This window comes from Acinetobacter sp. 479375, from assembly GCF_000581715.1.
GTDB lineage: Bacteria > Pseudomonadota > Gammaproteobacteria > Pseudomonadales > Moraxellaceae > Acinetobacter > Acinetobacter ursingii.
Map to the genome: position 1 here is coordinate 93,433 of NZ_JEZN01000001.1, position 14,191 is coordinate 107,623.

General features: G+C 39.7%; 12 protein-coding genes. 8 read left to right on the forward strand and 4 right to left on the reverse strand.

What is annotated here, in order from left to right; all coding sequences use genetic code 11:
* Nucleotides 1-191: 191 nt before the first annotated feature.
* Both J500_RS00500 and J500_RS00505 read right to left on the reverse strand, forming a co-directional pair.
* Nucleotides 192-674 (reverse strand): FKBP-type peptidyl-prolyl cis-trans isomerase, encoded by a 483-nt coding sequence (locus tag J500_RS00500; RefSeq protein ID WP_004988415.1) that lies wholly within the window; start codon nt 672-674, stop codon nt 192-194.
* Between the two features lie 233 nt (nt 675-907).
* Nucleotides 908-2,218: a D-alanyl-D-alanine carboxypeptidase PBP6B gene (locus tag J500_RS00505; RefSeq protein ID WP_004996914.1), complete on the reverse strand. Its 1,311-nt coding sequence runs from the start codon at nt 2,216-2,218 to the stop codon at nt 908-910.
* A 170-nt stretch (nt 2,219-2,388) separates the two neighbouring features.
* Between J500_RS00505 and J500_RS00510 the strand changes: the two genes are divergently transcribed.
* The 6 genes from J500_RS00510 (at nt 2,389) to rapA (ending at nt 10,416) form a co-directional block, all read left to right on the forward strand.
* Nucleotides 2,389-4,089, forward strand: coding sequence for a M61 family metallopeptidase (locus J500_RS00510; RefSeq protein WP_004996916.1), 1,701 nt, complete (start codon nt 2,389-2,391; stop codon nt 4,087-4,089).
* A 76-nt stretch (nt 4,090-4,165) separates the two neighbouring features.
* On the forward strand, nt 4,166-4,783 hold the full coding sequence (gene thiE, locus J500_RS00515) for a thiamine phosphate synthase (RefSeq protein WP_004996921.1): 618 nt from the start codon (nt 4,166-4,168) through the stop codon (nt 4,781-4,783).
* 96 nt (nt 4,784-4,879) lie between these two features.
* Nucleotides 4,880-6,178, forward strand: coding sequence for a glutamate-1-semialdehyde 2,1-aminomutase (hemL, locus tag J500_RS00520; RefSeq protein WP_004996923.1), 1,299 nt, complete (start codon nt 4,880-4,882; stop codon nt 6,176-6,178).
* A 45-nt stretch (nt 6,179-6,223) separates the two neighbouring features.
* The gene (locus J500_RS00525; protein WP_004996925.1) at nt 6,224-6,640 is read left to right on the forward strand and encodes a GlcG/HbpS family heme-binding protein; all 417 of its coding nucleotides are present in this window, start codon (nt 6,224-6,226) and stop codon (nt 6,638-6,640) included.
* A gap of 153 nt (nt 6,641-6,793) precedes the next feature.
* Nucleotides 6,794-7,435, forward strand: a complete 642-nt coding sequence (locus tag J500_RS00530; RefSeq protein ID WP_004996926.1) for an RluA family pseudouridine synthase — start codon at nt 6,794-6,796, stop codon at nt 7,433-7,435.
* Between the two features lie 143 nt (nt 7,436-7,578).
* Entirely contained in the window at nt 7,579-10,416 is a 2,838-nt protein-coding gene (gene rapA / locus J500_RS00535) for an RNA polymerase-associated protein RapA (protein WP_004996928.1), read from the forward strand.
* A gap of 85 nt (nt 10,417-10,501) precedes the next feature.
* Here the strand turns inward: rapA and dps are convergent, their stop codons facing one another.
* Entirely contained in the window at nt 10,502-11,008 is a 507-nt protein-coding gene (dps, locus tag J500_RS00540; RefSeq protein WP_004996931.1) for a DNA starvation/stationary phase protection protein Dps, read from the reverse strand.
* Between the two features lie 155 nt (nt 11,009-11,163).
* Nucleotides 11,164-11,856 carry an HTH-type transcriptional repressor FabR gene (gene fabR / locus J500_RS00545; protein WP_004996933.1) on the reverse strand — a complete coding sequence of 231 codons (693 nt, stop codon included), beginning with the start codon at nt 11,854-11,856 and terminating at the stop codon, nt 11,164-11,166.
* Nucleotides 11,857-11,996: 140 nt separating this feature from the next.
* Between fabR and J500_RS00550 the strand changes: the two genes are divergently transcribed.
* Entirely contained in the window at nt 11,997-13,058 is a 1,062-nt protein-coding gene (locus J500_RS00550; RefSeq protein ID WP_034697675.1) for a ferredoxin reductase, read from the forward strand.
* Nucleotides 13,059-13,071: 13 nt separating this feature from the next.
* Nucleotides 13,072-14,166, forward strand: a complete 1,095-nt coding sequence (locus J500_RS00555) for a fatty acid desaturase family protein (RefSeq protein ID WP_004996939.1) — start codon at nt 13,072-13,074, stop codon at nt 14,164-14,166.
* Nucleotides 14,167-14,191 lie beyond the last annotated feature (25 nt).

The window sequence follows — 14,191 nt, forward strand, 5'->3', positions numbered from 1 at the left end:
AAAAATAAATGAAAACAACTACAAGGCGAATTACAAATCAGAAGGCATCTTTGGTGAGTTTATGAATAAAGACAAATAAAATTGATGATTAAATTTACAATTGATGGTTTTTAATATTGATTGGGCATTATGATTTAAAAAATAAAGCAAAGTCGAAACTTTGCTTTATTTGAAATCGGTCAATTAACCGATTAGTGGTGATGACCACCCGCGCCATGAACATGACCATGATCAAGTTCTTCTTGGGTTGCATCACGAATTTCAACGATTTCAACTTCAAAAGTTAAATCTTGACCAGCAAGTGGGAAGTTTGCATCAACGACAACATTATCGCCTTCAACTGCTTTAACAGTAACGATTTGCACGCCATCATCAGTTTGAGCTTGGAATTGCATACCTGGTTGAATGTTTTCAACACCTTGGAACATTTGAGCTGGTACTTCTTGTACAAGATCAGGATTATATTCACCATAACCTTCAGCAGCAGGTACATTTACTGTAAATTTTTCACCAACAGTTTTACCAGCCAAGGCATTTTCTAAACCTGGGATAATATTACCTGCGCCGTGCAAATAGGCAAGTGGTTCACCTTGTGATTGGTCAAGAGTTTCACCCTCTGCATTAGTCAGCGTGTAGTGGAATGAAACCACGTGGTTATTTGCAATAGCAGTCATGTTATTTGATCCATTCAATCAATTTAAGTACACATGATAAAGTGAAAAACTGGTTTTGTAGATGAAAAATCGTAAAAAACCACAAGTTTTCACATTTAAACACTCATTTTTTCATTAATAAGGGCAATTTTCTCAATTTCAATGCAAAATTGAATTTTTTATGCTGTAAATCTCGTCGTTTAACTCTACAAAAAAGGTAGCTTAAAAGCTACCTTATCATCGATGAAATAATTTTAGTTCAGCGGGTAGAGTTTGACACTTCGATCATCATGACCAAATAGCGAAAACAAACCTTTGAACCACATAAAGAATCGTTCAAAAATATTGGCTTCCTGAATTTGAACATTGTCATTAATCTGAATGCTCTGAATCAACTGGTTATTTTGATAAACCTGAACAGTTGCAAGGTTAATAGCTTTCATTAATGGAGCTGTAAGCTGCTTTTCATTCAATTCAACATTGACATGAGTTTTTGTGGTTTCAAGTGGTTCAATCGAGGTCATGATCCCATTGTCATAGGTGACATGTAAACGTTGAGTTTGCATATCAAATTGATTGAGATCAATAGGTTGAGCTAAGTCATACAAAGACGTTGTGACAATAGTAGGTTGTTGAGTTTCAACCTTAAACATTTTGAGAGTTGATTTAATCACAGGTAATTCTGCAATCAATTGTTTATCTTTAATCACTTCTTCATCACGTGTATAGGTATAAGCCAAATTTAAGAGCTTATGCGCGACTTCAGCACGTTTCATGGCACTTTTAGTACCTAATACCACCACAATTAATCGACGTTCAGGCAAATCTGGATTCATGGTTGGACGTTTGGCTGTAAGTGCGAGATTGTAGCCAGCGGCTTTGGTGAAGCCTGTTTTTAAACCATCCACAGTTGGGTCATTTTTTAGTACCAAATTGGTTGCACGATGAAAGCGTTGGTTATAACTGAAACTGGGTAGTTTTGAATAGCTTAAATAATCAGGAACTTCATTGACCAATGCTTTGGCGAGTAAGCCCAAATCATGTGAAGTCGAATAATGATCTGGCATGGTGACGCCAGCAGGGTTGGAGAAATGTGTATTCTGCATGCCCAAAGCTTGAGCTTCCTGATTCATGCGTTTTAAAAAAGCAGGAACATTGCCTGAAATCCGCTCCGCCAAGGTCACCGCAGCATCATTGGCTGACATCACAATCAAACCTGCTAAAAGTTGATCAACAGAAATCTGTTCACCTTCTTTTAAATACATTTGGGATTCATCCCACTGAACCATTTTAACCACAGGAGTTGCAGTCAAAATTTCATCTTTACGTAGTTTGCCTGCCTTAATTTCTTTAAGGGCAATATAAGCTACCATCATCTTGGTCAAAGAGGCAGGAGCGCGTTGTGCATTGCTATTATATTCAGCAATGGTTTGCCCTGATTGTGCATCGATGATGCTCCATGCCTGAGCTTCGACACTTTCAGGTGCAATATTCAGGAGTTGTGCATTGGCAAGCGTGGTACAAAACAAACTAAAAAGCGTAAAAAGTGAAAGGAAAAATCTCACGTGTTCACCTGCATGACCATCCTGTGGTGTGAAATGCTAAAAATAGTTGCATGCTATGCCTTTTTTTTCTTGGTGGCTAGTGACTTTTGTAGACAAATGCGACAACTACTCATGCGCTGTTAAAAAAATGTTAAGCTAGATGAAATTGATTGATTTGATATCCTGAAAATATGTTGCATTACCAAATTGAATTTGATGATTATCGCCAACACCTGATCCATGTCACCATGCGTTTTTTAGCTAATCCCAATCAGGAACTTTGGCTACCGACGTGGATTCCTGGAAGTTATTTGATTCGTGAATTTGCAAAACATATTGAATCAGTCAAAGCCTACGATGAAGCGGGTCGATTATTGTCGATTCGAAAAGATCAGAAAAATAGATGGCAATTATTCAATACAGATCATGAACTGATTACAGTTGAGTATGATGTTTATGCTTATGATTTATCGGTTCGTGGTGCTTACGTCGACCAGACTCGTTTATATGTCAATCCTGCATGTGTCTGTCTGGGATTAAAAGATCAGGAACAATCCGCTTGTGAAGTCGAATTGTTTTTGCCAGAAGAACTGAAGCACTTTCAGCTTGCAACAGGTTTAACATCAAAAAGTTTAGTGAAAGGGCGTTTTACCTTAAAAGCAGAAAGTTATGATCAACTGATTGATAGCCCTTTTGAACTTGCAGAGCAAACCCGATTTAGTTTTGAAGCAAATGCAATTGCACATGAATTTGTGGTGTCTGGTCAGCATCAAACCAATGTTGAACGCTTAAAGTCTGATTTAACTAAAATTTGTGAAACTGAAATTGCAATATTTGGTTCTGCGCCATTTAAAAATTATACTTTTATGACGATGGCAACGGGCAATAGTTATGGTGGATTAGAACACTGTAATAGCACCAGTTTGATTACACCACGCAATGATTTGCCTAAAGCCAATGAACCTGAAGAACCATCTGAAGATTATCAGCGTTTCTTGGGTTTATGTAGTCATGAGTATTTTCATTCGTGGTTGGTGAAATTTATACGTCCTGAAAATTTTGCTCAATACAATTTACATCAAGAATCTTATACCTCTTTACTGTGGATATTTGAAGGTTTTACCTCGTATTACGATGACCTGATTTTGCTACGCAGTGGCGTGATTTCACAAACCTCTTATCTGAAATTATTGAAAGCACAGATGGATCGTTATCTGCAAAATCCAGGACGATTTATTCAATCTGTGTCTGAGTCGAGTTTTGATGCGTGGATCAAGTTTTATCGTCAGGATGAAAACTCAAATAATGCAGGTACCAGTTATTACAACAAAGGTGCTTTGGTGGCGTTGTGTCTGGATCTTGGTTTGCGTACTTATGGCTCAAGCTTAGATGCTTTACTGTGCCGTTTATATGAAAATACACAAAATGGTATTCAGGTCAGTGAGCGAAGCATTTTTGATCTTTGCAAGGAGTTGACAGGGCAAGATTGGACAGAACGTTTAAGCTTCTTGATCAATACTACAGATGAACTGCCAATCAATGAATTACTGCCATCGTTTGGATTAAGCTATGAGTTTAAACACGATAAAGCATTGCCTTTTGGTCTAAAACTGCAAGATAAACCTGAAGGTGTCCTGATTCAGCAAGCCAATCGTGCGGGAGAGGGTGCAAAAGCAGGTTTGTCTGCGCATGATGTGATTGTTGCGATTGATGGACTTAAGGCATCTGAAAAATTATTGGCGCAATATGCAAAACAACAGGGACAGTTCACCGTATTTGCATTCCGACGTGATGAATTCATTCAGTTCACTGTAACTGGTGGAGAAATTCCATTACAAACTGTTGAATTTAAGATTGAAGACCAAGCCAAACTGGATTTATGGCTTAAATAGATCATGGATATCTATAGGAAAACTTATATCGTTTTTGATATTCCTTTTACTAAAGCAATAAAGAGATATAAATGTAATGCGTGGTTTATATTTAATTACCAATGATGATCCGATCGAACTCTTATTGGAAAAATTAGAAGCAGCTTTGGCTACGGGTCAAGTGGCGATTTTACAGTATCGTCGTAAAAAAGTACCACCACTCAATCAACCCGCTGAAGTCGATGCGATTAAATGGCTCTGTGAGAAATATCAGGTACCTTTAATCATTAATGATGATTTGATTTTGGCAGCGCAGTTTAAGCTGGGTGTGCATTTAGGTCAGTCGGATGGTGAAATTACTGATGCCAAAGCCAGATTGGCACCCAATGCGATTATTGGTCGAACCTGTGCCAACTCGATTGAGCTGGCTGAACAAGCGATTATTGACGGTGCAACTTATGTGGCTTTCGGTGCAGTCTATGCAACGACGACCAAACCCGAAGCAGGTAATATTGGTTTGGAAACATTGAAACAGGCACGTTCAAAAGTCAATGTTCCGATCTGTGCCATAGGTGGTCTGACTGTTGAAAATTCCAAAGCTGTGATTGAAAGCGGTGCTGACTTGTGTGCTGTGATTAGTGATATATTAGGCCTTCCAGTTCCAGAGATTCCTGCGCGTGTTCATGCGTGGGCTGCGTTATTTGCAGAAGCCTGATCTAAAGAATCCATCGGTTTTTGATTAAAGCCTGATTCAAAGAAAAATGTTCTGCATTCTGATTTTTAACTGAATTTACAAGTATCGAGAGTATTCATGAGTTTATCTCCAAAACAAGTGCAATTATTTGAGCAAGCCAGTAAGCATATTCCTGGCGGTGTCAATTCTCCTGTTCGTGCCTTTAATGGCGTTGGTGGAACTCCGGTATTTATTAAAAAAGCCAAAGGAGCTTATCTCTGGGATGAAGATGATCAGCGTTATGTGGATTATGTCGGTTCTTGGGGCCCTATGATTTTGGGTCATGCGCATCCCGATATTATTCAGGCAGTCCAAAAAGCAGCTGAAGATGGTTTAAGCTTTGGTGCGCCCACTGTGCATGAAACTACTTTGGCCGATATTATTTGCGACATTATGCCTTCTATTGAATTGGTACGTATGACCAATTCAGGGACAGAGGCGACTATGACCGCAATCCGTTTGGCACGTGGCTATACGGGACGTGACAAAATCGTGAAGTTTGAAGGTTGTTATCACGGGCATTCGGATTCATTACTGGTTAAAGCGGGTTCAGGTCTACTGACCAAAGGTGAGGGTGAGCCAACCTCTAAAGGTGTGCCAGCTGATTTTGCGAAACATACCTTAACCCTTCCATATAACGATATTGCTGCATTAAAAGAATGTTTTGCAAAATTTGGACATGAAATTGCAGGGGTGATTGTAGAGCCTGTGGCAGGTAATATGAATCTGGTAAAACCGATCGATGGTTTTCTTCAAGCGATTCGTGATGTCTGTGATGAATACGGCGCTGTATTTATTATTGATGAAGTCATGACAGGGTTTCGCGTGGCTCTAGGCGGTGCGCAAGCGCATTATAACGTCAAACCAGATTTGACTACTTTGGGTAAAATTATTGGTGCAGGTCTTCCTGTCGGTGCATTTGGCGGTAAACGTGAAATTATGGAATGCATTGCACCCTTAGGTGGCGTCTATCAGGCAGGAACTTTGTCAGGAAATCCGTTGGCGATGCGCGCAGGTATTGAAATGTTTAAGCATTTGCGCCAGCCAGATTTCTATACGAACCTGAATGTAAAACTTGAAAAATTGCTCACAGGTTTACAAGCAGCGGCAAATGAAGCAGGGATTCCATTTAAAACTCAACAAGCAGGGGCGATGTTTGGTTTGTACTTTACCGATCAAGACGACATTACCAGTTTCGATTCTATGCTTGCGTGTGACACCGAAGCTTTCAAAAAGTTTTTTCATGGCATGTTGGATCGTGGAGTAAATTTTGCTCCTTCAGCTTTTGAAGCAGGATTTATTTCGGCTGCGCATAGTGATGAGGACATAGAATTTACGATTCAAGCGGCAAAAGACACATTTCAATCGATGAAATAATGACACTAAAGCCCGTTTGACGGGCTTTTTTAATGGAGCATAACCATGAAAACTAAACACTATTTGACGTTGGCTGATGCTGAAATTTTAATGAATCGTGCTGTTGAGATATCGATTGAGCGCAGTTTCAATATGAGTATTTCGATTGTTGATGAAGCAGGAGCTTTGTTAATCATGAAACGCATGGATGGCGCAACGCCATTGACGGCTCATTTGAGTCTGGAAAAAGCGAAATGTTCAGCCCTAAGTCGTCGTCCATCCAAATTTTATGAAGACATTATTCGTAATGGTCAAATGGGCTTTTTAACGCTTGAAAGTGTCACGGGTATGCTTGAAGGCGGTGAGCCGATTATTTATGAAGGGCAATTGATCGGAGCGATTGGGGTTTCTGGTGCTAAATCTTTTGAAGATGCAGAAATCGCACAGACAGTAATCCACGATTTCTTTCAGCAAATTTCATAAATACTGAATATAACTGTCTTTATTGTATGAAAACTCAATGCTGACACCAAGCTCGAATAAAAACTTTAGGAAAAATGCTGTTTTTGCATTGTATTTCTGTCTTAAGATTTTTATTATTGCCCGCTGATTTAAAAATCACTTCCGGAATAGATTTTGAGTAATTTTCTAAGCGATCACCTGATTCATCGTGATGACGATTTTATAGTCGTTCATAAACCAGCAGGCATACTTAGTGTTCCAGGAAAAGGTGATTTACATGATAGTGTCTTAACGCGATTAGTCGCAGAAGAGCCACGTACCTTACTGATTCATCGTCTGGATCGTGATACTTCTGGCATTTTGGTATTTGCTTTATCGAAAGCTGCGCAAACTCATATTTCAAAGCAGTTTCAGGCGCGTGAAACTGATAAAATCTATCAGGCAGTGGTCGCGGGCAATTTGACAGGTGAAGGTTCGGTTGATATTCCAGTGATCTACGATCCTGAACGTCCGCCGTTACATATTGTGGATCCAGCACATCACAAACCTGCATTAACGCACTGGAAGGTCATTGAACATCTTGAATGGCAAGGTCAGCCTGTAACGCGAGTACAATTGACTCCGATTACAGGTCGTTCGCACCAATTACGTGTGCACATGCAATATTTAGGTCATCCGATTGTGGGTGATACTTTATATGCAGATGAAAAATATCAGCAACTTATGCCTCGCTTGTGCTTACATGCGATGAGCTTGAGTTTTCATCATCCTAAAACGGGAGAGCTATTGACATTTCATTGTCCTGTTCCGTTTTAGTGTCAAAACTTTTTTAACAATCGTGAAAAGCTCATTTTTTTTAATGAGCTTTGTGTCAAAATATGTGCTTAAAGACTACACAAAATGACTGACATTTAATCAAATGAACAGCGTAAAATGTGTGGTGCAAATTTGAGATAAAGGTGGAAAAATTGCAGCAGTTTGCTATTGGTCAACGTTGGTTATCAGATACGGAAACTGAACTCGGCTTGGGTGTTTTAATTGATGTTGATGAACGTTCAATCAGCATTTTATTCCCAAAAAGTGATGAAACTCGTGTCTATGCACGCAACAATGCACCTTTATCGCGTATTATTTTTAATATCAATGATGAAGTGCAGGATCAAGAAGGCAGTAAGTGGCTGGTTGAATCCATCGAAGATCGTCATGGGGTTCTACGCTACAATGTTGTACGTACTCTAGAAAGTGGTGAACAAGAGCGTAAAGCACTGAATGAAACCCGTATTGGCGCTCAAATTCAGTTATCTAAACCTGTAGATCGCTTGCTTGCGAGTCAAGTCGATTATAAGGAATGGTACGATTTACGCATAGAAGCGTTGATCATGCAGGCACAAATGCAAACCAGTCCTTTGCGTGGTTTAATTGGTGCGCGTGTTGGCTTAATTCCACATCAGCTTTATATTGCACATGAAGTTGGTCAGCGTTTTGCACCGCGTGTACTGCTTGCAGATGAGGTGGGTTTGGGGAAAACCATCGAAGCCGGCTTGATCATTCACCAACAACTCAAAACAGGTCGTTCAGAACGTATTCTGATTTTAGTTCCTGATTCTTTACAATATCAATGGATGATTGAAATGCGTCGCCGTTTCAATCTGCATTTTTCTTTATTTGATTTGACGCGTACTGCGTCGATGAAAGAACATGATCCTGACTTAAATCCATTTTCGACTGAACAATGTATTATTGCTAGCGTTGACTTGATGATTGACCATGAAGATTTGCGTGAGCAGGCGCTTGAAGCAGGTTTTGACTTGCTTGTGGTCGATGAAGCACATCATTTGATGTGGAGCGAAGAAGAAGGTGGTAATGACCGCTACGATCTGGTTGAAGAATTTGCTCAGCAAACTGCGGGTGTACTGCTACTCACTGCAACGCCTGAGCAACTGGGTGTAGAAAGTCATTTTGCCCGTTTACGGTTACTCGATCCACAACGTTTTAGTCGTCTAGATCGTTTTTTGGACGAAGAAGAGCAATATCAGCAAACTGCGAAAGTTGCTGAAGTACTCATGTCAGATGAAGCATTAACAGAAGAGCATTTAGCTGCGCTTGAAGGTTTATTGGGTCATCGTATTGATGATCAACCTGAACAGCGTTATCAAGCCATTCAAGAATTATTGGATCGTCATGGAACGGGTCGTATCTTGTTCCGTAATACCCGTGAAGCGATTCAGGGTTTCCCTGGACGTGATTGTCAGCCTGCCGCTTTGCCAGCACCCGCAGATTGGTCAATGGATGGTAAGTTGCGTGAGCAAATGTGGCCAGAAGAAGGTCAACTGGATGGTGCGTGGATGGAAACAGATCCACGTGTCGCATGGCTCATGGAAATTTTGCGTAAAGATTTAAAACATAAAAAAGTGTTATTGATCGCGCGTAGTGGGCCTGTGGTAGAAGCACTGGAAAATGCATTACGTTTACACGCAGGTATTCGTACTGCGATGTTCCATGAAGGGATGAGTTTGTTGGAGCGTGATCAGGCTGCCGCATACTTTGCGGAAGATAGTTATGGTGCGCAGATTTTGCTCTGCTCTGAAATTGGTTCCGAAGGTCGTAATTTTCAGTTCGCCAGTGATTTGATTTTATTCGATCTACCCGCAAATCCTGATGTATTGGAACAACGTATTGGTCGTCTCGATCGAATTGGTCAGGAAAATCGTATTCAGATTCATGTGCCTTATTTAATTGGAACTGCACAAGAACGTATGTTCCGTTGGTACAACGAAGCATTGAATATTTTTGGCAGCATTTCGCCAACAGCGCAGACCTTACAAGAAAACTTTATTGTCGATCTAAAAGAATGCTTACTGGCTGATCTTGGGCAACGTTTTGAAGATTTACTTGAAGAAGTGAATGTTCAGCGTCAGGCATTGGAAGCTGAATTACAAGCGGGTCGTGATCGTTTGCTGGAGTACAATTCTTGTCGTCCTGTCGTTGCACAACAGATTGTAGAAGCACTTGAAGATTATGATGACAATACTACGCTGCCGATGTTTATGAAGCGATTTATGTCATCAACCAATATCGACTTTGATGAGCAAAGTAATGGTACGGTCATTATCAAGCCGACTGATCAAATGCAGGTACAGGGTTTAACCTTAGATGAAGAGGGCATGACTGCGACTTTTTATCGTGATCAGGCACAAATTCGTGAAGATGCGCAATACCTGACATTGGAACATCCGTTTGTGGAAAGTGTCATGGAGTTGATCAATACCCAAGCCTTTGGTAGTACCAATGTGGCAGTATTAAAGTCTAATGCACTTAAACAAGGCTCCGTATTGATTGAAGTCTGGTTCAAAGTAGATGTGGTTGCCCCTAAAGCCCTTAATCTTCCGTCAAGTTTACCAAAACAGTTAATTCGTGTATTGCTCAGTGAAACAGGTCAGGATTTGTCTGAAAAGATTGATCCAGCGATTTTGAAGCCTTATTTGCATCATCTGGATGGTAATAGTTGCCGTCAGGTCGTGAAAGCGCGTCGAGAAGTGATTGAACAACGTTATACTCAGGCACTTGATATTGCAAAAACATCTTTACCAACCTTGATTGAACAAGCCAAACAACATTATGGTCAAAAGTGGCAATATGAAATTGAACGTTTAAGCTATTTAAAACAGTTCAATCCAAGTATTCGTCCAGATGAAATTGAACGTCTGCAAAAATTGCAAAAAGAAGGTTTAAATTTACTGGATGGATTAGCTGTGACTCCAGAAGCGATTCAAGTAATGGTCGTAGTAAAACCATAAATTTTTGAATCAGTTAAAAATACAAAAGGAGGAATTGATTCCTCCTTTTGTGATTTAAAAGCGTCGTATAGCCTTAAGATTCAGATTAAGCCGTCTTGTCCTGATCGATATTGGCTTCAAGGAACCATAAATATTGATCCAGATCCTCTAGAGCTGCATGAATAATATCCTCAGAAATTGGATCTTCAATTTCATCAATCGTGTCGCGTAAATGATTCGCTACAATCGCATAACGATCGGCCAACTCTTTTAAGTGATCCTGCACATCGTGAATTTCAACTGGATAAGCTTTCAAATGTGACGTGTTACTGACGGCTTGAGTTGTTCCTAACGCAGTTCCACCAATCTGAACTGCACGTTCAGCAACATTATCCAAGTGCGTGATGAGCGAAGTTCTAAAGGTATCCAACATTTCATGTACAGCAATAAAATTACTACCACGCATATTCCAGTGCGCTTGCTTAGTCAGTAATGAAAGATCAATCAGATTCGCAAGAATTTGATTTAAAATTTTAACCGTAGCTTCTTTAACTGACGCATCTAAATTATTTCGTGTATAAACTTTTAATACTTTTGAAGTTGATTTACTCATGATAACCCCGTATTGAGATGATATTAACCAATTAAAATTGGTCTGACTTAATGTTGTATTTTTAAGCTATCACAATATCTAATTGAGAATTGTTTTTATTATTCAAGTTTTGTATCAGAATTTTTTATTTGACTTTTATTTGTAAAGTCAAAGAATTAGCGTATTTTTGATTCATCTAGATGACGCGCACCCTCTAAAATCATACGAATCATCACCATCGTCTGTTCCGCAACTTCTTCACGCTGTTCATGAGGTAAATCAATGACTTTTGCCCCCATATTAAACACCAATTGAGTAATGGCTTTGGCAACAAGGTCTGGATGAAAAAGTTTGCTACGGTTTAAGCGTTCCAGACGAATTAAATCTTCTTGCAATTCTTGTTGAAAGAAAATGAGTTGACGTTCTACGGCTTCTTTATAGGATTTGGAACCAGTAAAGCCTTCACGCAGTAATAAGCTTAAATTGCCTTCATCGGTATCAAGCTGCTGAATAAATACTTCGACTGAACTGCGAATGATACTGTTTTGTTTAGAGGCTTGTAATCGAGATTCGCGAATAATTTGACGTAACACAATTCCTGAACGATCAATCAGTGCAATTGCCAGTTCATCAATGTCCTTAAAATGGCGATAAAAACTATTCGGGGCAATGCCAGCTTCGCGTGCAACTTCTCTTAAACTTAAAGATGCGATACTTTTTTCTGGTCCAATCAAGTTTAACGCGGCTTCAAACAATTCCTCTTTGGTAATGGTTGCTTTACGACCTACGGTACGGCTAGGTGTTTTCTGATCAAATTCAGGAGTGTCAGAATGAGAAGCAAGCGTTGAAGAAAGGGAAGAAGCGGTCATATTTTTCAATACATTGTCGGTATTGAATCATTATAACCATAGAGCTAGGCCGTTGGGAAATGTAAATAAAAGTACAAGTGTATATACAAATTTATATACATATGTATAATAATTAAAAAGCAACCTAGAGTGGCATTACTATGCAAGCAATTCAAAAGAGTCCATCACTCTTTCGTACATTGACGCAATCAGTGTTCGATCCGCATGCAGCTGATTTTTGGCTACAAAAAGTTAATCCAATTTGGTCGACATCACGTGTTTTGGCGCAAATTATAGAAAAAAAACAAGTTGCAAAAGATACGATCAGTTTAACTTTGCAAACCAATCGCCATGTGAAGTTGGGCAAAGCAGGTCAGCATCATCCAGTGAAAGTTAAAATAGAGGGTCGTTTATATGAGCGCAGCTATAGTTTAACGGAGCGCGATGGCGATCTGATTTTGACGGTAAAAAAAATTGCTGATGGTAAAGTCAGTACTTGGTTACACGAGCAAAGCCAAGTGGGTGACATTCTAGAACTTGGTCAGCCCTTTGGCGATATGCAACTAGATGATCAACAAAATGTGGTCTTACTGGCTGCGGGGAGTGGTATTACTCCAATGTATAGCCTGATCGAACAACTGAAACGCAATCAGCAATTGACTCAAGCCCAAGTCAAACTTTTATATTGGGTCAAACATCGCGATGAAGCTGCTTTTACCTCTGAATTTGAACAACTTGCAGTGCAATATCCACAATTTGAGTACAAAATTTTTAGTACGCAAGATGCGCAACACGATGACCGTTTAAATGTAACGCATTTGGCTGCAATCGAAAATCTGGAAAATACGACCGTCTACGCTTGTGGACCTTCAGGTTTTGTGCAAACCGCAGAAGAATTGTGTGGTCATGCTCAATGCTTTATGAGTGAAGCATTTAGTTTGACTCAAATCTCTGACAATGACACAGGCTTTGTCAATGTCACTTTAAGTCGTTCCAATAAAACAGTCGCTATTCCAAAAGGACAATCCATTTTGGCTGGACTTGAACAGGCCAATATCAAACCTACTTACGGCTGCCGCATGGGCGTCTGTCATAAGTGTGTCTGCCAAAAGACGCAAGGCACTACTCAAGATTTGCTCAATGCCAGTGAAAATAGCGAACCAAAAAATCACATTAAAATCTGTGTTAGTTCAGCCAAGTCTGATCTTGTGATCGACCTTTAAAGAGAGAACTCCCATGAATATGCCTGTCAAAGTTGAATATTTTAAAAATCCAAAAAATAGAGAATTAACCCAAGCTGAGTTAGATCAATTTGCCCAAGAGTTGGATCAAATCAAGCAAGAAGTCTTGGATGATATTGGTGAAAAAGATGCTGCCTACATTCGCCGTGTCTATAGTGCAATTCGTTATACCAGCGTCTTAGGGCGTGCCTGTTTATTTGCAGGCTGGTTCCCGCCAGCATGGGTTTTGGGAACTGGTCTTTTGGGTGTTTCCAAGATTCTGGAAAATATGGAAATGGGTCACAATGTGATGCATGGACAATACGACTGGATGAATGATCCCAAATTTAATGGACAGACCTATGAATGGGATACCGTAGGAACAGCAGATAACTGGCGTCAAACCCATAATTTTAAACATCATACCTATACCAATATTAAAGGTATGGATGATGACATTGGTTATGGACTGTTGCGTTTATTTCCAGAACAACGTTGGAAACCGGGTTTCTTGTTGCAACCTATTTATAGCATCCCTTTTTGTTTGTTATTCCAATGGGGCGTTGCTATTCAAAATCTGGAAATTGGTAAAGTGATCTATAAACGTAGAACATGGAAACAGTTTATGACAGATTGGAAACCTGCACAGAAAAAAATGGGTAAGCTCCTGTTTAAAGATTATGTATTTTTTCCATTGATTGCTGGGCCTGCGGCTTTGCCTGTATTTACGGGAAATCTGGTGGCCAATGGGATTCGTAATATCTGGACGTTCAGTATTATTTTTTGTGGTCACTTTACCAAAGATGTCGAAGTTTTCCCTAAAACAGTATTGCAAAATGAAAGCCGTGGACATTGGTATATGCGTCAAATCCGTGGTTCTTCAAACCTGACAGGTTCGGAAGTTTTTCATATTTTAACGGGACATTTGAGTCACCAAATTGAACACCATTTATTTCCTGATGTCCCTGCACGTCGTTATCGTCAAATGGCACCCAAAGTTGAAGCGGTGTGTAAAAAATATGGTATTCATTACAACAACGCTAGTTTGGTAAAACAGTATGGTCAAGTGCTTGGACGTATTGTGAAATATGCGTTTCCGTTTAAGAAATGATTCAATTTCAATGAAAAAGTCCATA

Excerpts from the sequence above, each read along its gene's own strand:
- J500_RS00555 (WP_004996939.1), top strand. The coding sequence starts at position 13,072 with ATGAATATGCCTGTCAAAGTTGAATATTTTAAAAATCCAAAAAATAGA.
- thiE (WP_004996921.1), top strand. The coding sequence starts at position 4,166 with ATGCGTGGTTTATATTTAATTACCAATGATGATCCGATCGAACTCTTA.
- J500_RS00500 (WP_004988415.1), bottom strand. The coding sequence starts at position 674 with ATGACTGCTATTGCAAATAACCACGTGGTTTCATTCCACTACACGCTG.
- dps (WP_004996931.1), bottom strand. The coding sequence starts at position 11,008 with ATGAGTAAATCAACTTCAAAAGTATTAAAAGTTTATACACGAAATAAT.
- J500_RS00550 (WP_034697675.1), top strand. The coding sequence starts at position 11,997 with ATGCAAGCAATTCAAAAGAGTCCATCACTCTTTCGTACATTGACGCAA.
- hemL (WP_004996923.1), top strand. The coding sequence starts at position 4,880 with ATGAGTTTATCTCCAAAACAAGTGCAATTATTTGAGCAAGCCAGTAAG.
- fabR (WP_004996933.1), bottom strand. The coding sequence starts at position 11,856 with ATGACCGCTTCTTCCCTTTCTTCAACGCTTGCTTCTCATTCTGACACT.
- J500_RS00525 (WP_004996925.1), top strand. The coding sequence starts at position 6,224 with ATGAAAACTAAACACTATTTGACGTTGGCTGATGCTGAAATTTTAATG.
- J500_RS00510 (WP_004996916.1), top strand. The coding sequence starts at position 2,389 with ATGTTGCATTACCAAATTGAATTTGATGATTATCGCCAACACCTGATC.